Source organism: Natrialba aegyptia DSM 13077 (assembly GCF_000337535.1).
In the GTDB taxonomy this organism is placed as follows: Archaea; Halobacteriota; Halobacteria; order Halobacteriales; family Natrialbaceae; genus Natrialba; species Natrialba aegyptia.
On record NZ_AOIP01000016.1, the window covers coordinates 326,139 to 343,853 of the forward strand.

Sequence of the window (17,715 nt, forward strand, 5' to 3'; positions counted from 1 at the left end):
TGGCGGATGCGGCGGTGAAGATGAAGGTGAAGATGAAGAGCGCTTAGCAGACCGGCTTCGGGTTCGCACCCATCGCTTCCATATTCTCGACGTACTCGGCGTAGGCGGCCTCGATAGCGCCCGTCGCGGCGTCCATCGCACGCTCCTGATCCGCCTCGGACTGGCAGACGGCCGCGAATACCTCGCCGGTGCGTTCGAGTTGGGCATCTAGGTCGTCGCCGAACTCGCGGAAGACGGCGGCGGTCTGGGGGTCGGCGTCGCCGACGAAGTAGCCGACGACCTGTTCTTTCGAGCGCTTGCTCGCGAGGATGCGACCGGCGAGTGCACCGACGCGTTCGACCGTCTCGTCGATTCCGCGCAGGTGGTCGTGGAGGGCCGGGATCGCGTCCGGTTCGTACTCGTCATCGCCGAGTTCGTCGCGGACGGTCTCGAAGTGTCCTTCTTCCTCCGCGGCCGTCGCTTCGAACGCCTCGCGTGCACCGTCGTGGGATTCGTCGTCGGCCCAGGCGCTGAAGGTCTGCCAGGCGGCGTACTCGGCGTCGGCGGTCGCCTCGAGCACGGGTTCGGTGTCGATGTCCCCGCCAGTCTCGGCGTAGAGCGATTTCGAGGAGCCGAGTCGCGAGAGTTCGGTCTGGGCGGTTTCGCGGACGGTGTCGAGGAAGGCGTCGAAGTCGGCGGCAGTGTCGCTATCGTCAGCCATACCGGTGCTTTGGGAACCCGATAGTTAGACCTATCGTCAGCCGCCGACGCTACGAGTCGTCGGTTCGGGCCAGGAGCGCGAGAAAGAGCGCGATCGAACAGACGAGTATCACGACGAGGAGCGTCTCCGCGACGAACCGGATCGACGCGGGGCCGATCTCGCCGACGCTGACGAATCCGGCAGCGAGAACGACGATCCCGAAGGCGAGCAACTGGTTCGTCGTTTTACGGCTCCTGAGCCAGTCGGTGTCGTCGGTCATCGGAGTGGAGTCACGGTCGCAGCATCTCCTGTCGGGGAGATAGCAGTTTCGATCGCACGCGGCTCGAAAAAGAATCGGTACGAATCGGCGGAGCCGACGGTCGAGACAGCCATCGCGAGCGGTGCCGGTCACCGCATGAGCGCGACCGCGAGCGGTCTCGTGGTCCCGTTAGTTCGCGTCGCCGGTTTCGACGGGCGCGTTGACCAGGTTACCCCACTCGGTCCAGGAGCCGTCGTAGTTGACGGCGTCCTCGTAGCCGAGCAGTTCGTGCAGGGCGAACCAGGCGACCGAGGAGCGCTCGCCGATGCGGCAGTAAGCGACGGTCGTCTCGCCGCCCGTAATGCCCTTCTCGGCGTAGAGTTCTTCGAGTTCGTCGCGGCTCTTGAACTTGCCCTCGTCGTCCGTAACGGCCGCCCAGGAGATGTTCTGCGCACCCGGGATGTGGCCGCCGCGCTGGGCCGTCTCCTGCAGTCCCGGCGGGGCGAGCACCTCGCCGCTGAACTCTTCCGGCGAGCGGACGTCGACCAGCGGAACGCCGCGCTCGATCGCCTTCTCGACGTCGTCGCGGTAGGCGCGGATGTTCTCGCGCGGGCCGTCGGCGTCGTACTCGACGGCCGAAAAGTCCGGTACCTCCTCGGTCGTCGGGTAGTCGTTCTCGAGCCAGTACTCGCGGCCGCCGTCGAGCAGGTAGACTTCGTCGTGGCCGTAGTACTTCAGTTGCCAGTAGGTGTAGGCGGCGAACCAGTTCGAGTTGTCGCCGTAGAGGACGATCGTCGAGTCGTCGCTGATCCCGTGAGACCCGAACAACTCCTCGAGATCCTCCTTCTCGAGGATGTCGCGGCGAGTCTGGTCCTGCAGTTGCGTCTCCCAGTTGAACCCGACCGCGCCGGGTGCGTGTTCCTCGTCGTAGGCCTCCGTGTCCACGTCGACCTCGACCAGCCGATGTCCGGGATCGTCGCTCTTGAACTCGTCGAGACGGTCCTCGACCCAGTCGGCCGTGACCAGCACGTCGTTGGCGTACTCGTTCGTTGCCATACCCGAGCCCAGGCACCCCAGGGTCATAGTGGCTCATGAACCGGACAATTCGGTCGCCGATCAACTGTTCCGGATGGTATTGCCGGTAGATGTGCGCCGGGATTGCCGATTGACACCAGCACCACCGCAAGGAAGTGAAAGCCGGCGAACGCCGCCGGTTTCCGGCCCCACACCGAGTTCAGTCCGCCACAATCGCGGATCATGTTGCCGCTATTCCGGTATCGAGGGGAGACGTGCCGGGATCGGTGTCCTCTCCGTGCTGGACCGAGTTCGAGCACGCAATGGACGAATCCGTCGTCGTCGATCTCGACTGGCTCGCAGACGCTCGTGAGGACCCGGAGGTACGCCTCGTCGACGTGAGGGACGCGTGGGAGTACGACGGGATCGGTCACATTCCCGGGGCCGTCAACATCCCGTTCGACAGCTATCGGGACGACACCGATATCGACCGGGGAACCCTCCCCGGGGCCGACCCGTTCGCCGACTTACTCTCGACGGCCGGAATCAGCCCCGAGGATACCATCGTCGCCTACGACGACACCCACGGCGTCTTCGCCGCCCGCTTGTATCTCACCGCGCTCGAGTACGGCCACGACGACGTGCGACTGCTCGACGGCGACTTCAGCGCCTGGAACCTGGAGTACGAGACGACATCGAACGAACCCGAGTTCGAGCCGACGACCTACGACCCCGAACCGCTCGACCCGGACGAAAGCCCGCTGGTCGACCTGTCGGCCGTCGAAGACGCCATCGAGCGCGACGCGCTGCTGGTCGACACCCGCGAACGCGACGAGTTCGAGGAGGCCCGCCTCCCCGGTGCCGTCCGGTTCGACTGGCGCGAGGCCGTCGACGACGAGACGCGGAGCCTCCTGCCGGCGGACGAACTCGAGGCGCTTCTCGAGGATCACGACATTACGCGCGACCGCGAGATCGTTCTCTACTGTAACACGGCGCGGCGGATCAGCCACACCTACGTCGTCCTCCGGGCGCTCGGCTACGAGGACGTGTCGGTCTACGAGGGCAGCCTCACGGAGTGGCTGGCGATGGACGGCGAGGTCGAAAGCGGACCGGTCGAACGGTAGCGAGTTCGCGAGTTCCGTCTCGGCGACCCTGGGAAGCGGGCGTTGATAGGGACGAGAACGTCGAGTATCACTTCGTTCCCTCGAGAGCGAACGCGTGCGAGAGGACGCCCGAGAACGGGATTACTGCTCAAACCGACTTCGAATCGCGTCGAGCGGAATCATAATCACAAAAAATAGCGCAGCGACGGACACGAGATACCCCCACTCGATCGAGTTCTGGACGTACTGAATGACCAGGAGCGTGAGAAACACGACGAGAGCCTGCACGATCCGGTCTCGAAGCGTCCGGCCGACGAGTTCCATAGCGAGAGTCCATCGGGAGATGACAATATGGTTTTGTTTTGAATCGCGTTCAGAACTCGTTCGGACGGTACGGGTTCCGAATCACTAGCGCGGACTTCGAACGCCGCCGCTCGCGCCGCGGTTTCGGGCCAAGTTCACCGCCGGGTGCGAGCGTGGTGGTTCGATGGATGTGGTTGGATCGTGATGGTGGTCCGATCGTCTCGAACACCCGGTGGCAACTCGGCTGCCCGCCGCGACGCGAGTTCACCCGCGGTGGAACCGCGTTACTGAACTCGGTTCGCGGGGGTTAGTTCGGTTTGGATCGGTCGGTGTCGGGTGCGGTATTGGGACCGGATCGGTTGGTGTCGGTGTCGGTGCTGGGGGCGGTATCGGCATCGGTACCAGTACCGGCATCGGCAGCGGTGCCGGGGTCGGGGTCGGAGCCGGTGGAGGGGTCCGGCGGAGCGACGCGACAGCCGCAGGGGCCGGCGATGGCTTCGCCGGGGCCGATCATGGTTCGCTGTGCAATTGGCCTCCCACAGCGGGGACAGCGCGGGAGTTCACACTGGGCGAGTCGGTCGGGTTGGTCGGTGTCGTCTTCGTTCCCGCCGTCGCCACTCTGGGCGCTGTCGTCGGCGTCGTCGCTCATCCCAACCGACACCTCGTTGTGCTCGTAATTCGCCAGGAGATACCTGCTGCTGATCGAATAGTGCGATGCATCAGTCGTGCGGGATGTTTATATCCCGTGAGAATGTACGCAAACATGGCTACAAACCCTCGTAGGTTTGGAAGCCACGTCTCGGATGTTCCTGCATCCGGGGCATTTCAATGCCCGTTTAATGGCTTCCGTCCTAATTGTTGACTGGTAGTGACTTATATCTACCGCTGAACGCCGGGAAGGAGCAGAATCCAGAACGCGACCGCGATCCACTGCCGTCAAGCGCCGTCGGTATCTCGCCAATCCGGTGCCGTCGAATACCGCCGCGACGAGAGTTCATCGAACGCCGCGTAGACCGCCTCCGACAGCGCCGGGTGCACGTGAACCGGTTCCGCAACGTCGTCGACGGTCCCCTCCCCGCGGTCCATCGCGGTGACGACCTCCTGGATCAGCGTCGAGGCGTGGGGCCCCACGATGTGACAGCCCAGAATCTCGCCGTCCGGGGCTGCAAGCACCTTGACGAACCCGTCGTCGGCGTGGAGGATCATCCCCAGCGGCGCGGCGTCCACCGGCACCGTCGCCACACTGAACTCGCGGCCCGCGTCCTCGAGTTCACCTTCGGTCCGCCCGACGCTCGCGACCTGCGGGGACGTGAAAACCGCGTGGGGCATCGCGCCGTAGTCGACCGTCTCGCCGGCGTCCTCGAGGACGTTCGCGGTGACGACGCGAGTCTCGTAGTCCGCCGCGTGCTTGTAGGGTTGCTCGCCGAGCACGTCGCCGAGCGCCCAGATCCCGTCGACGCTCGTTTCGAGCCGGTCGTCGGTTTCGACGTGGCCCGACTCGTCCGTTTCGACGCCAGTCGCCTCCAGGTTGAGGGTGTCGGTGTTCGGCCGCCGACCGGCCGCGAGCAGGAGGTCGTCGGCTTCGCGGTCGATCGCGTCGCCGCCGTCACCCTCGTCGCCGCTCGGCTCGGCCGTCACGGCGATACCGCCGTCGGCCTCCTCGACGGCCGTCGCTTCGTACCCTGTCCGAACGTCACAGTACTCGCCGAGTGAATCGGTCACGACGTCGCTGACGGCGTCGTCCTCCCGCGGCACCAACCGGTCGCTTCGCCCGACGATCGTGACCTCGGTCCCGAGCGCGCCGAAGAAGTAGCCCAGCTCCGCGCCGATGTAGCCGCCGCCGACGATCACGAGCGAATCGGGCTGGGAGTCGAGGAAGAGCGCGTCCTCGCTCGTCAGGAACTCGACGGATTCGAGCCCGTCGATCGGCGGCACGACCGGACGACCGCCGACGGCGATGACGACGGTGTCGCCGCGGATCCGCTCGCCGTCCGTGTCGCCCGAATCAGCGTCATCGCCGTCGCTGGCATCGATCTCGATCGTCCGCTCGTCCACGAACCGCCCCGTACCGCGGTAGCGGTCGACGTTCTCGGCCGCCTCGATCGATTTCGCCTGCCGATCCGCCTTCTCGTAGACCGCGTCGTGGATCGCCGCGGTGAACTCGCCGTAGTCGACGGCCTCGAGTTCGGCGTCGATGCCGAACTCCGAAGCGCGGCGGAGTTCAGCGACGATGTCCGCCCGGTGAATGAGCGCTTTCGAGGGAACGCAGCCGCGAGTGACGCAGGCCCCGCCGAGCGGTCCGGGTTCGACGATGGCGGCGGAGAGCCCGTCGCCGGCTGCTGCGGTCGCGACCTGACTCCCCGATCCGCCGCCGAGAACGACCAGATCGTACGCGTCCATACACGCCATAATCACGGACGGCCGCGTAAAACTGAAGCCTGCTATCCGAACGGACGGTGTCCGCCGCGGCTCCGTCCCGATCAGTCCCGGTCAGTCCCGGCCGGGATCCTGGCAGCCGACGATCGTCACCGCCCCCGTTCCGGCGAGCCCGTGGTTTCCGTCCTCACTGCGTTCCCACTCGAGTCGACCGCTCGATTCGTCGCCGTCGAACCCGGTTTCGTCGACCGGAAAGTGCAATTGGAGCGCCGTTCGCCCGTCCCCGTTCACATCGACTTCGTGACCGCCGTGCACCGGCCGCGCACCGCCGCCGTCGCCGACGACATCGGGTGCTCCGAACCGATACCGAACGGGCTCGCTCGTCGGATCGAACTCGTCCGTCTGCAAGACGACGACCGGAACGACGCCCTGGCTCCGCGGATTGATCGGGGCCGGATCGCTTCCGCTCCCCGGTTTGATCTCGATCTCGAGATCCGGCGGGAAGTGGGCGGCCGCCTGCCCGCCGAGCGCCGCGATTCCGAGCGTCGTCGCCGCAAGTCCCGTCCCCGCCCGGAGAACTCGGCGTCGGTCGACTCCAGTCTCTTCGTTCGTCGCTTCGTTCCGTTGCGATGAATCGCGTCGTGGTCCGTCCATACTACGGGCCATACCTCACGGTCCCCGGTGGTATTCGCTCTGGTCCGAACGTAGAACCAACCGCGTCGACAGCGAGGAGAACTCGGTCAGTCGTTAGAGCCAGTCGTCACCTGGGTCGTCAGCAGTCGCTTCCTCGTACGATTCGACTGCGGCCGCGAGGTTTTCGAGGGCCTCCTCCGGGGTCTGTCCCTGGCTCGAGACGCCAGTCGCCTCGTCGTCGGCAATGTGAAGTCCGTGATCGTTGACTCGCAGCGTCACGTCCGCATCCTCGAGCGCGTCGTACTCCGAGGGATCAACGTCTGCATCGGAGCTCATACGCGAGTATTGTCGGGGTCGAGTGAAATACTCACCGACGTGCCGACGTGTGGTCCGTGTGCCCTCTCATTACAGTTCGGACCGTTTAACCAACGCGTACACGAGCAGTGCTGCAAGGACCGTACTGAGATACGCCTCGGACCCGGCGAGCAGTCGGGCGAGCGGGCCGATCGGCCCGATATCTCCGTATCCGATCGTCGTGTAACTGATGTAGCTGAAGTAGAGATTCTCGTAGAACCCCTCCGCCCCGGTTTCGAAGAGCGGGCCGCCAAACGCATACGGTATTGCGAAAAACAGCGGCGCGATGGCGAAGACGATGCCGATCCGCATCGGCCGCATCCCGTGCCCACAGGTGAGCCCGAGAAAACAGTTCTCCACCACTCGACCCAGATTCTTCAACCGAGTCCACAGTCCCGCATCCGGATCGGAAACAGCCTCGAGCGTCTTGTGACGGCTGTACCGCTGGCGCTTGACGCGGAACTCGCCGGCAGTCTTCATATCGCCGATCTCGCTTGCGCTCTGTTTGGCCTTCAGATACGTCGTCTCGACGACTTCCGGCGTCATCTCGAGAGCGTAGTCGGGATCGAACTCGTCCGTCCGTGGCTCGTCGAAGCCGTGAATCGTCCAGCCGTTTCGGTCGAGATACTCGCGATGTCCGCTGAAGTCGAACGTATGGCCATCGAACTCGTCGAACTCGGTCCGGCAGAACCGGAAGTAATCGAGGAGTTGGCGGCGGTCCGTTGTCCGTTCGGCCTCGAGTTCAACGTCGCCGACGCTCGCGAGTGTCAAATCGTACCGGATCCAGCCCTCGGCGGGTTGAACGATCCGTCCACTTCGGATCTTACCGCGCGTGAAATCGACGAACGCATCGTCGTCGATTCCGTGCGCCTCGATATCGATCCGTTCTGAGACGAGACAGCGACTGAAATCGACCGTGCCGCCGAACGCCACGTTTCGAACGTTCGCGGATGCGATTTCGGCGTCGTGAAAGTCGACGTCGTCGGCGAATCGCGCCTGCTCGAAGGACACGTCGTCTTTGAGGTGATTCGCCCCACCGACGAACTCACAGCCGCGGAAGGCACACGGCCCGTCGAACTGACCGCCCGAGAAGTCGGCGTCTTCGCGAAATCGACCCTCGTCGAAGTTGACCGCGCGGGCGAACGAGACGTTGGGAAAGTCCGCATCCCCGTCGAAGGTCGCCGATTCGAAGCGTGCAGTCCCGCGGAATTCGGCGTCGGCGAACGTGACGTAGCGAAACGACGCCCGGCGAAACGTAACTGCGTCGTGAAAGACTGCTTCGGCGAAACTGGCATCGTCGATCAGCGTTCGAGCGCCGCCGGCGAACGAGGCCCCACGGAACGTCGCCTGCTGCTGAAACGTCGCGTTGGTGAACGCAGTATCATCCCTGAACTCGACTTCGTCGAAATCAGCGTCTGCACCGAATTCAGCGCCGTGAAACTCCGCGTCGCCGGTGAACGTCGCCTCCTGAAAAACGGCCGTCTCGCAGCACGTGAGATCATCGAACATCGTGAAGCCGAACTCGGTCTCACGAAAGGAAACCGTCGAGCGGAAGGTCGCTCCGGAAAACGTCGTGTTGTCATCGAGGTGATTCGAGTCACCGTGACACTCCGCCGCCCGGAAGGTCACCTCGTCATCGAACGTGGCCTCGTCGAACCGAACGTCATCGCGAAAGGTAGCTTCATCACAGTCGACCGGCCCCTCGAATGTCGCGCCGTCGAACGCAACATCGTTGTCGAACTGCGCTTCGAAGAGGCTGGTCTCTCCGGTGACGGTCACGTCCGAACACGAAACCGGTGTCTCGACGTGTGCCTCGGTCACTCGAAGCGATCCGAGAGTCGCCCCGTCCAGAACGACCGGAACTGTCACCCGAGAGTGCGACAGCGAGAGCGCTTCGATGGTCGCCCCGCTGAGATCGACCGGATAGCGATCGACGCTCTCCAGGGTGGTCCGATCCAACGCGAGTGCAGGTAGCGTGACGCCGCTGAGATCCTTCTGGTCTTCGGTACCGCGTTCGAGGACCGTCCGAAACGTCTCGCGAACGTCGTCGTCCGTGATCCCTCGTGCCTCCCGTTCGGCCGGCGAAAGATGGAGAATGGAGGGATCAACGGTCGCGGGATCGTCAGCCGCATCCCCTCGTGTATCTTCCATGGTGGATCAGTAGGTAAATCGGAATCATATAAGTTTAGAAGACAACTCGTCCGCCGGCCACTACCGCGAGAACGGTTCACCGCAGGTGTCGACGAGTCACTTCCTCGTAAGGGCAGTCCGCGTGTACAACGCGAGTTCGAACTCGGGATACGTGTGATAGGTCTCGTAGCCGCCCTCGTCGAGTTCGATCGTCGTGACGGCTTCCGACTCCCCGTCGAACGAGTACGCGAGGTCGAACGAATCGGGTTGTGACAGATATCGGTCGCGGGGAAACGCCGAAAGCGGACGGTGATCGACGACCGTCACACACCGCAGCGCGTCGGTCTCGAAGACAAGCCGGCGGGAGGGCTGGTCCGGATTGAGCGAGATCGCTGTTCCATCGCGGCCAACTACCGAGGTGGGATTGCAGGTCGAGAGTTCATAGAACTCATAGGTGGGTGCGCTGATGTAGTGAGAGCTGCCGATGATCCGAAACGTGAACTCGGTTCCCAGCAGTGGTCGTGTGAGCGAGTCGAACACGCGGACGCCGTCGGTCGCCGGCGGAGAGTCGGCGTGAACGAACTGAAGGGTATCCTGTGTCATTGTCAATCGACGATAATATCGTAGTTAGGGCGGAAGACGTTGTTCGGTTCGACGCCCCGATAGGACGGAAGCGATCGCCACTGCCACGTCTCGAACGTCTCGGCATTCTTATGAATATAGTCGCTCTCGGCGCGCTGGAGAGCAGGTTCCGGTGTCGGCCCGTCCGAGAGCACGTAAAATCGTTCACCGGGTTCGAGTTCCGTATCCCCATCGAGGTCGTCGTAGACGTAGTACGGAAGGTACCGGTCAAAACCGGCCTCACGAACCGTGTTGGCGTAGACTTTGCTGTGGGTGGGGTGGTCGCCGCTCGTATAGACCCAGGAGACGACGAGGCCCTCGTCGCTCAGGTGGTCGCGAAGCAGCGAGTAGAACTCCGTCGAGTACAGAGACAGCGTCTCGTCGCTTCGGACACCCGGAATATCGAGGAGGATGAGGTCGTACGTCTCATCAGTTGCCTCCAGATAGGTGAACGCGTCCTCGGTGGTCGTGTTCAGTCGATCGTACTCGTACGCCTCGTCGTTATACTGCCGGAAGAACTCTCGCTCCCGCGCCATCTCGAGGAACTCGCCATCGATATCGACCTGATCGACCGACGCATTGTACTGGCGGAGATGGTCGACGGCGATATAGTCGCCACCGCCGACGAGCAACACGTCGACCGAGGACGGATCGTCGAAGGTCGTCATGGGAACGTCGACGAGTCCGCTGTGATAGGAGTCGACCCAGGTGTCACAGAACTGGATCGCCCGATCGAGATGCAGACACGTCTCCGTTCCGGCGTGTCCCTCGAGTTCACGTTCGTAGGTGAGGACGGTCTGATACGGCGTGGTATCGTAGCTCCGGGTATCCACGCTTGCCACGCCCTCGGGGAACTCGCGTTCGATAGTTCGTTCGAGATAGGTCGTCGTCACCGCGCGGTCAACCGCGTTCGGGTGGCCGATGAGACCGCCGTAGGTGCCGGTCAGGAGGAGGCCGACGAGCAGGAGGGCGCGCCACTTCCCGGCGGTTGGACGCGAGAGCGTGCGGGTTGCTCCCGAGAACGTCCACGCGGCAAACCCCAGTGCGGCGAGTGCGTTCAACAGGCCCAGTGCGAAGACGCTCACGACGAGCCCGAACCGGGGGTACAACACGAGCGCATAGACGACCGTCCCGGCAAGCCCTCCGAGATAGTCGACGCCGAGCACCTCGGAGAACGACCGCTCGTCGGGCTTGCCGACCGTGAAGAAGACGGTGAGGATCCCGCGGACGATTCGTCGCGGGTAGAGCCGGCCGAGCGACGCAAAGACCGTATCCTCTCGATCCTCGACGAGATCAGTCAGCAGCGGCACCTCGAACCCCGATAGCACGCCGACGACGAGGATCGGGACGTGTGAGAGGCCGAGGATCAGTGCACCCGCGCCGGGAACGCTGACCGGCGGGAGCGAGTTGATCCCGATGATCGCCATCGCCCCGACAGGGCCAGCGATTGCGAGATACACCTCGGTCCGGAGGAAATTCGACTCGGGCTCGCCGAGCTGCGCCGAGAGGACGGACCCGATTCCGAGCGAGAACATGTAGAGGCCGATCGTGATCGAGTACCTGAGGACGGTCCCGCCAAAAAACACCGTCAGCAACTCCGAGTAGACGAGTTCGTACGCGATCGAACAGAAGGCGACGACGAACGTCACCGCGAGCGTTACGCGCCGATCGGTCACGAACCCGCGAGCCGGGGCTGGGGTCCGAGATCCGGTGGCGGTAGTCATTCCATCATCTGACATAGTGTCTGAAGGTTCCTTCGTCGAACGTCACAGCGCCGTCTCAGCCGCTCGTGAGAGCGATGAACGACAACGCTGACGGCAGCGATGGCGACAGCACGACGGTCCGACGACCCTACCGGCGACGCCTACACTCGCGGTCGCACGTGCCAGGCCTCGTCGATGGTCCACCCACTGGTTGCCTGCTCAAGCTTGAAGTCCGCAGCCTGCCACCCGAAATCGGTATCGCCATCCGGCGATTCGAGATGTGTCCCGACGCGGTACCACCCCGCATCGATCTCCGATTCGGTTTCTGTCTCCCCCTGTCCGTCCGCAGAGAGGCCGGGGAGGTCGACTTCGAACATCGATCCGAGTTCGGGGTCGGACCATTCCTCGTCCCAGTCAGCCGGCTCCGGCCCTGGAGACTCCGCCTGATACGCGTCGTTCGAACCCATGTAGGAGACGCCGAGGGTAGCAATGGTGGCCCGATACGTCTCGAGTTCATCGTCGTGGTTATCGCGCCAGTGGCTGCCGGAACTCGCACCGTAGATGGCCCAGCCGTGGCGACCCGTGGGTGCCGACGAGGGGACGCCGTTCCCGCGACTCGTCGCACCGCTTGATCCCGATCCTGAACTCGATGATCTCGATCCGGCGCGTGCGAGACCGATCGGAACGAGCGGCGTGGCAACTGGGGCGTCGACGTTGTCGGCGCGCGACTCGACTTCCGGTTCCGAGACGAGGGCAATTTCCATCGTCCCCTCCACGATCGAGATGTCATCGAATACCGTGGACTCGCGCGGCGGCGGGGTCTCGTCGCTGCTCCCCAGACAGCCGGCGAGTCCTCCGACTGCAATCGCCAGCCCGCTTCCGGAAACGCGGAGGAGACGCCGTCGATTCATACGCTCCTGTGATCGTTCTATCACAAAGTGCTTTGCGTTTTGATGAATCGCCGATTGTTCACTGTTCGAACAGTTGAAGTGAACGCGGTGAGTACGTCACGAGTACTATGGCCGGTAACGAGAACGCAGTACAACGGTCTCTCACGGGTGATGTTCGGCTGGACGGCGGCGAGGCGACGCCCATCGAACTCCGCGGTGCTGACGATGTGTACGTGCGCGCCGATGCCGTCGACGGACGGCTCACGATCTTCGATCCAGAATACGTCTTCACGGATGTGCCGACCGAGGGTGAGCACGTCGACAGGGACGACGTTCGAACGGTGATGGCGGGCGATATCGAGGACGGCTATGTCGATCGCGTCGACGGCGACGTTCTCGTCACCGAGGCCGAAGACGTCTTTGTCGAACACGGGGCGGCCGAACACGTCTCGACCGTCGGCGCCGAGCAGGTCTTCTTCGACGACGCGGCCGCACCGACCCGGTCACCGGACGACTACGAGGTCTCGGTATCGGGCTGGCAGCAACGCCACAGCGTCCGGGACCCGCGCGATGGCGTCTCGATCCGAGGCGGGAAGAACGAGCTAACCGTCACCGACGCGCGCCACGATCTCACCGTCTACGTGACCGGCTGGGGGAACGACGTTCGCATTGAGGGCCAGGCGATCGACGCGACGGTCTATGTCGTCGGCCGAGAGAACCGCGTCAGCGTCGGCCCGTACGTCACGGCGACGATCGGGGCCGAAAGCGGCTACGATAACGAACTCGAAGCTGATCCGCTTCCGCCGGAAGCCCTTATCGAGACGACCCGGGAGGACGCCTACGGGGAGGCGTTCTTCGGCCGTCACAAGATCACCTATCAGGAGCCGGCACCTGACAAAGAGTGGTGTCCCAACTGCGGCGAGAGCGCAGACGCCGTCATCACGCGCAAACAGCGCGACGCCTTCTTCCTGTGCAGTCGGCCGATTCGCACCTACGATAGCGGCGACGGGGCGTTCGAGTGCGAACATTGTACGCCGTTTGCAACTGGGCAAGTCGAACTCTCGCCCGACGAACGAAAGCGGATTCTCGGCTAGGACGACTCACAGTCCAGCTCAACGCGCCACCGATGCGCGACCGTCGCGTTCGTTGCCACCAGCCGCTCGTCGGCCAGACACCGTTTTGGGACGGCTGTCGTCTAGATAAAACCTTTAACACCGTCGTCCCGTAGACCGAGCAAATGGTACTCGACGATCTCGGGAGTTCTCTGCGGAGCAGTCTCGATAAACTCCGCGGGAAGTCACGAATCAGCGAGGAGGACGTCGAGGAGATCGTCAAGGAGATCCAACGCTCCTTGCTCTCCGCCGACGTCGACGTGTCGCTCGTGATGGAGCTGTCGGACAACATCAAAGAACGCGCCCTCGAGGAGGAACCGCCGGCCGGCACGCCGGCACGGGACTTCGTCCTCCGCATCGTCTACGAAGAACTCGTCGGTCTCATCGGTGACTCGACGGAACTGCCGCTCGAGGAACAGACGATTCTCCTGGCGGGGCTACAGGGGTCGGGGAAAACGACGTCCGCCGCGAAGATGGCCTGGTGGTTCTCGACGAAGGGGCTCCGTCCGGCGGTCATCCAGACCGACACCTTCCGGCCAGGTGCCTACGACCAGGCAAAGGAGATGGCAAGCCGTGCCGAGGTCGACTTCTACGGCAATCCGGACAACGACGACCCGGTCGAAATCGCCCGCAAGGGACTCGAAGAAACCAGCGAGGCCGACGTGCACATCGTGGACACGGCGGGTCGCCACGCGCTGGAGGACGACCTGATCGACGAGATCGAGCAGATCGAGGGCGTCGTCGATCCCGACACCTCGCTGCTCGTGCTCGACGCGGCGATCGGCCAGGGAGCCAAGGAACAGGCCCAGCAGTTCGACGAGTCGATCGGCATCGACGGCGTCGTCATCACGAAATTAGACGGGACCGCAAAGGGTGGCGGTGCCCTGACGGCCGTCGACCAGACCGATTCCTCGATCGCCTTCCTCGGCACCGGCGAGGAGGTCCAGGACGTCGAACGCTTCGAACCCGACGGCTTCATCTCCCGCCTGCTCGGGATGGGAGACCTCGGCCAGCTCGCAGAGCGCGTCGAGCGCGCGATGGAGCAGACCGAGATCGAAGAAGACGACTGGGATCCCGAGGACATGCTCCAGGGCCAGTTCACCCTGAACGACATGCAAAAACAGATGGAGGCGATGAACAACATGGGGCCGCTCGACCAGGTCATGGACATGATCCCCGGCTTCGGCGGCGGGATCAAAGACCAGCTCCCCGACGACGCGATGGACGTCACTCAGGAGCGCATGCACACCTTCAGCGTCATCATGGACTCCATGACCGAGGCCGAAAAGGAGTACCCCAAAGCCATCGGCGCGAGCCAGATCGAACGCATCGCCCGCGGCTCCGGGACGAACGAGGACCAGGTTCGTGAACTCCTCCAGCAGTACAAGATGATGGAGAAGACGATCAAGCAGTTCCAGGGCATGGGCTCCGAACAGGAGATGCAGCGCATGATGAAACAGATGCAACAGGGCGGCGGTGGCGGCGGCATGGGCGGTCTGGGGCCGTTTTAAGGGATCCTTCTCGGTCCTCTCCCGTCTCTCGCTCTTCGTCCTCGTATCGAGTTCAGCTTGGGAGTTGCAAAGAGCACGTATCGTGACTGTCTCTCCTGTCTCACAGGTACTGAAAACCAAGTGACCACTCGATAGTTGTGAGTGTCATCAGTGGGGCAATTTCGGACACAGAACACTTGGTGCGGACACTCACTGGCTCACTCGATATGACATATCTACCAGCATGTTAATACAGGAGGACACACATTCTCGATTCGATGAACCGACGGCAGCAACTCGCACAGCTCGGCGGCGTTGGGCTCGCCGCTCTCGCAGGCTGTCTGGACACGTTTCGCAGCGACGACGCAACGGTCGTCGTCGCGGACCGTACCGGCCAGCGCGCGCTCGATCGTGCGATCGGACGCCTCAACGAGGTCGCGATCGAACTCGGAACGCAGACCGACGAGACCTTCGACCGTGGCGTACAGGAATCGACAGAGACTGCGTTCGATCCGACCCCTTATTATGAGACGATCGACACCGCTCGCTCGGCACTCGATACGGCCGCCACCGAACTCGAAGCCGACCGACAACCCGACGTTAAAACCGGTCGGGAGTACGCCGATAGCCTCGAAGAATTAGTTTCGGTAACTGCAACTGTTAGCGATGACGAACTGTCGGCGGAAATCGAGGAAGTCGGCACCGTCTTCGAGGGGGCCGGCGAAGAAACCGACGACACCGAAACGGATCTCGAGCAGGCCACTACGACCATCGAGGACCGAACCGCGCTCCTCGACGAGGCACAGACGACCCACGAGACCGCTCGGACGAGTATCGACGGCCTCGATGAGGACCGGTTCGAGGCCCTGCCGACCATCGATCTCGACCGGCTCACGGACGGCCTCTCGACCCTCGGAACCATTCTCGACGCCCAAACCGCTCTCGCGGGCAGCTACGGCGATCTTCTCGACGGTTACGCTGCACTCGAGGCCGGCCGCGAGTTCATAGACGACGGTGGCTACCAGGAGGCCGAAGCTTCGTTTGTCGATGCCGAGTCGGCGTTCACGGCGGGACGGAAAACGGTCGCGGAGAGTCGCGACGAGGCACCCACCGAACTCGCAGCGTCGTTCGAAACGGCACACTGTCAGAGTAGTCACTTGCAGTCGGCAGCGGCGGCGTTCACCGAGGCGGCAGCGGCTGCTGATAACGGAAACTATCTCACCGCCCGGGAATATCAAGACGAGGCCGACGAAGCGCTTGCGGCGGCGGGAGACTGCGGGGATCAGTAGACCAGTAGACGAGTAGACCAGAAGGAGTCGCCTCACCCCTCGACCGGTTGTCCGTCTTCCGTCGGCGGCGCGATGTGATCGATATACTCCTCGACCGTCGGCTCCTCGACGCGGACGCGGACACTGATCTCGCCGAGTTCGTCCGGTTCGCCGACCGAGAAGGTGATCCGGTCCTCGAAGGCGGCCTGCTTTTTGAGCGCGAACGAGAACGTCTCGCCCTCGCGCGTCGAGAAGAACTCGCCGCGAGCGGTGTCGAGGATTTCCTGTCTGTGGAGCAGTTCGGAGAGGTGTTCCATCGAGTGTGTTTCCCCTCGGATTTCGCCGACTGATTCCTCGAGATCGGCGTTCGGGAAGATATTGGCGACGGCGTCGGCGACCCGACTCGTCACCTCGGTATCGTAGATCGGTGCCGTAATTTCGACGGTGACGCGGTAGATGTCGGTCATGTGTATCAGGGTCTCAGTGTCTCAGTAACGGAATCAGTATTGGTATCGATATCGGTGTTGGGATCGATGTCAGTCGTGGTAGCGGGTTAGTTCGATAGCTACGGCTGCGGTTCCTCTGTCTCGGCCTCAGTCTCGGTCGTCGTGTCGGCCCCGAGTTCAGATTCAGATTCAGATTCGGGTTCGGGTTCGGCTTCGGAGTTGTCACCACCACTCCCGTTATTGTCACTATCGCGATCGCCATCACGATCGCTATCACGGTCATCACCAGTCGATCCCGTACGGATGATCGACCGGATGCGCTCGTGAAACGCCTCGAGCGAGTCGGTGTTTTCGACGACGACATCGGCGCGATCCATCGCATCGTCCATGCCGAAGCCGCGTTCACGTTCGTCGCGGGCGGCCAGCCCCTCCCCGCCGTCGGCTTCGCGGACGTCACGGCCGCGGGCATCGATGCGGTCGGCACGAACCTCGAACGGGGCTTCGATACTGATCAGCGTGAACGACTCGCCGAATCGCTCCTCGAACGCGTCGACTTCGGTATCCGAACGAATGCCATCGACCAGGACCGTCTCGTGGTTTTGCAAGCGGTCTTCGATCATGGGGAGCGAGCGCTCGGCGATGGCCGCCGGGCCGTTCTCCTCGCGCAACGCCTGTGCGACCGTGCCGTGGTCTTTCGTCGGATCGAGACCGCGATCCGCCGTCTCCTGGCGGACGACATCGCCCATTGTCACGACCGGAATCCCATCCTCGCGTGCGACGGTGGCTGCCTCGCCCTTGCCACTGCCGGGAAGTCCCACCGTTCCGATGACGTGCATCGAGGAAACGTACCGGCGAGACGTGCATAAGGGCTGTGTTCGCCGACGCAAGATAGCCCGTGTCCGACGCCATCCCGAAGTTGTAGCTGCCGAAACTCGTTAGGACCGCGATAGTTTGTCCCCTACGGACTCGTTTCTTCCTCCTGAACTCGATCGACAGCGGTAGGGAATTCGTTGCGTGAGTGAGAACAACACGCGCTGGGAAAACGAGTCGTTCTCATGGATGGGACCATCGGTAATTCGTCTGAATCGGCATTGTTCGTCCAAACGGACGGTACGCATTATTTATCACTCCATCATCGGTTCAGGTGCTGATATGACAGCACCAACCCTCAACAGGCGTCGGTTCACGGCGGCTCTTGGAGCCGGCATAGTTACAGCGGTCGCGGGCTGTAGCGACGACCAACAGGAAGACGATACCGGCGGTGACGACGGTATGGGCGGCGATGGCGGCGGAGACGACGGTATGGACGGCGGAAATGGCGGCGGAGACGACGG

General features: G+C 63.2%; 18 protein-coding genes and 1 pseudogene. 5 read left to right on the forward strand and 14 right to left on the reverse strand.

Translation table 11 applies throughout. The features are described 5' to 3' along the window. Positions 1 to 43: 43 nt before the first annotated feature. The 3 genes from C480_RS08255 to C480_RS08265 form a co-directional block, all read right to left on the reverse strand. A complete protein-coding gene (locus tag C480_RS08255; protein ID WP_006665154.1) occupies positions 44 to 700 on the reverse strand; it encodes a hypothetical protein in 657 nt (218 codons plus the stop codon). Between the two features lie 49 nt (positions 701 to 749). Next, positions 750 to 959, reverse strand: coding sequence for a hypothetical protein (locus C480_RS08260; RefSeq protein WP_006665155.1), 210 nt, complete (start codon positions 957 to 959; stop codon positions 750 to 752). A gap of 168 nt (positions 960 to 1,127) precedes the next feature. Then, positions 1,128 to 1,994 (reverse strand): sulfurtransferase, encoded by an 867-nt coding sequence (locus tag C480_RS08265; RefSeq protein ID WP_006665156.1) that lies wholly within the window; start codon positions 1,992 to 1,994, stop codon positions 1,128 to 1,130. Between the two features lie 281 nt (positions 1,995 to 2,275). Here C480_RS08265 and C480_RS08270 point away from each other — a divergent pair, with 281 nt between their 5' ends. Beyond that, positions 2,276 to 3,076: a sulfurtransferase gene (locus tag C480_RS08270; RefSeq protein ID WP_006665157.1), complete on the forward strand. Its 801-nt coding sequence runs from the start codon at positions 2,276 to 2,278 to the stop codon at positions 3,074 to 3,076. A gap of 120 nt (positions 3,077 to 3,196) precedes the next feature. Here the strand turns inward: C480_RS08270 and C480_RS08275 are convergent, their stop codons facing one another. The 9 genes from C480_RS08275 to C480_RS08315 form a co-directional block, all read right to left on the reverse strand. Further along, the gene (locus tag C480_RS08275; RefSeq protein ID WP_006665158.1) at positions 3,197 to 3,379 is read right to left on the reverse strand and encodes a hypothetical protein; all 183 of its coding nucleotides are present in this window, start codon (positions 3,377 to 3,379) and stop codon (positions 3,197 to 3,199) included. A 286-nt stretch (positions 3,380 to 3,665) separates the two neighbouring features. Continuing rightward, positions 3,666 to 4,007, reverse strand: coding sequence for a hypothetical protein (locus C480_RS08280; RefSeq protein ID WP_006665159.1), 342 nt, complete (start codon positions 4,005 to 4,007; stop codon positions 3,666 to 3,668). Between the two features lie 287 nt (positions 4,008 to 4,294). After that, a complete protein-coding gene (locus C480_RS08285; protein WP_006665160.1) occupies positions 4,295 to 5,758 on the reverse strand; it encodes a dihydrolipoyl dehydrogenase in 1,464 nt (487 codons plus the stop codon). A 90-nt stretch (positions 5,759 to 5,848) separates the two neighbouring features. Continuing rightward, the gene (locus C480_RS08290) at positions 5,849 to 6,388 is read right to left on the reverse strand and encodes a hypothetical protein (protein ID WP_006665161.1); all 540 of its coding nucleotides are present in this window, start codon (positions 6,386 to 6,388) and stop codon (positions 5,849 to 5,851) included. A 93-nt stretch (positions 6,389 to 6,481) separates the two neighbouring features. Further along, complete coding sequence (locus C480_RS08295) at positions 6,482 to 6,703, reverse strand: type II toxin-antitoxin system HicB family antitoxin (protein ID WP_006665162.1); 222 nt, start codon at positions 6,701 to 6,703, stop codon at positions 6,482 to 6,484. Between the two features lie 69 nt (positions 6,704 to 6,772). Continuing rightward, positions 6,773 to 8,872, reverse strand: a complete 2,100-nt coding sequence (locus tag C480_RS08300; protein ID WP_006665163.1) for a pentapeptide repeat-containing protein — start codon at positions 8,870 to 8,872, stop codon at positions 6,773 to 6,775. A 96-nt stretch (positions 8,873 to 8,968) separates the two neighbouring features. Further along, on the reverse strand, positions 8,969 to 9,454 hold the full coding sequence (locus tag C480_RS08305; protein ID WP_006665164.1) for a hypothetical protein: 486 nt from the start codon (positions 9,452 to 9,454) through the stop codon (positions 8,969 to 8,971). Between the two features lie 2 nt (positions 9,455 to 9,456). Beyond that, positions 9,457 to 11,148 (reverse strand): spermidine synthase, encoded by a 1,692-nt coding sequence (locus C480_RS08310; RefSeq protein ID WP_241433804.1) that lies wholly within the window; start codon positions 11,146 to 11,148, stop codon positions 9,457 to 9,459. Between the two features lie 188 nt (positions 11,149 to 11,336). Continuing rightward, on the reverse strand, positions 11,337 to 12,086 hold the full coding sequence (locus C480_RS08315) for a hypothetical protein (RefSeq protein ID WP_006665166.1): 750 nt from the start codon (positions 12,084 to 12,086) through the stop codon (positions 11,337 to 11,339). 107 nt (positions 12,087 to 12,193) lie between these two features. On the opposite strand from C480_RS08315, the gene C480_RS08320 reads away from it, so the two are divergent. From C480_RS08320 to C480_RS08330, 3 genes are all read left to right on the forward strand, one after another. After that, on the forward strand, positions 12,194 to 13,159 hold the full coding sequence (locus C480_RS08320; RefSeq protein WP_006665167.1) for a hypothetical protein: 966 nt from the start codon (positions 12,194 to 12,196) through the stop codon (positions 13,157 to 13,159). Positions 13,160 to 13,302: 143 nt separating this feature from the next. Beyond that, the gene (locus tag C480_RS08325; RefSeq protein WP_006665168.1) at positions 13,303 to 14,688 is read left to right on the forward strand and encodes a signal recognition particle protein Srp54; all 1,386 of its coding nucleotides are present in this window, start codon (positions 13,303 to 13,305) and stop codon (positions 14,686 to 14,688) included. A gap of 257 nt (positions 14,689 to 14,945) precedes the next feature. After that, positions 14,946 to 15,956, forward strand: coding sequence for a hypothetical protein (locus C480_RS08330; RefSeq protein WP_006665169.1), 1,011 nt, complete (start codon positions 14,946 to 14,948; stop codon positions 15,954 to 15,956). Between the two features lie 32 nt (positions 15,957 to 15,988). Here C480_RS08330 and C480_RS08335 read toward each other — a convergent pair whose 3' ends face one another. Both C480_RS08335 and C480_RS08340 read right to left on the reverse strand, forming a co-directional pair. Continuing rightward, a complete protein-coding gene (locus tag C480_RS08335; protein WP_006665170.1) occupies positions 15,989 to 16,402 on the reverse strand; it encodes an RNA-binding domain-containing protein in 414 nt (137 codons plus the stop codon). Positions 16,403 to 16,500: 98 nt separating this feature from the next. Beyond that, a complete protein-coding gene (locus C480_RS08340; protein WP_006665171.1) occupies positions 16,501 to 17,217 on the reverse strand; it encodes an AAA family ATPase in 717 nt (238 codons plus the stop codon). 316 nt (positions 17,218 to 17,533) lie between these two features. Here C480_RS08340 and C480_RS08345 point away from each other — a divergent pair. Next, positions 17,534 to 17,715, forward strand: a pseudogene (locus C480_RS08345) (hypothetical protein); the annotation flags it as partial.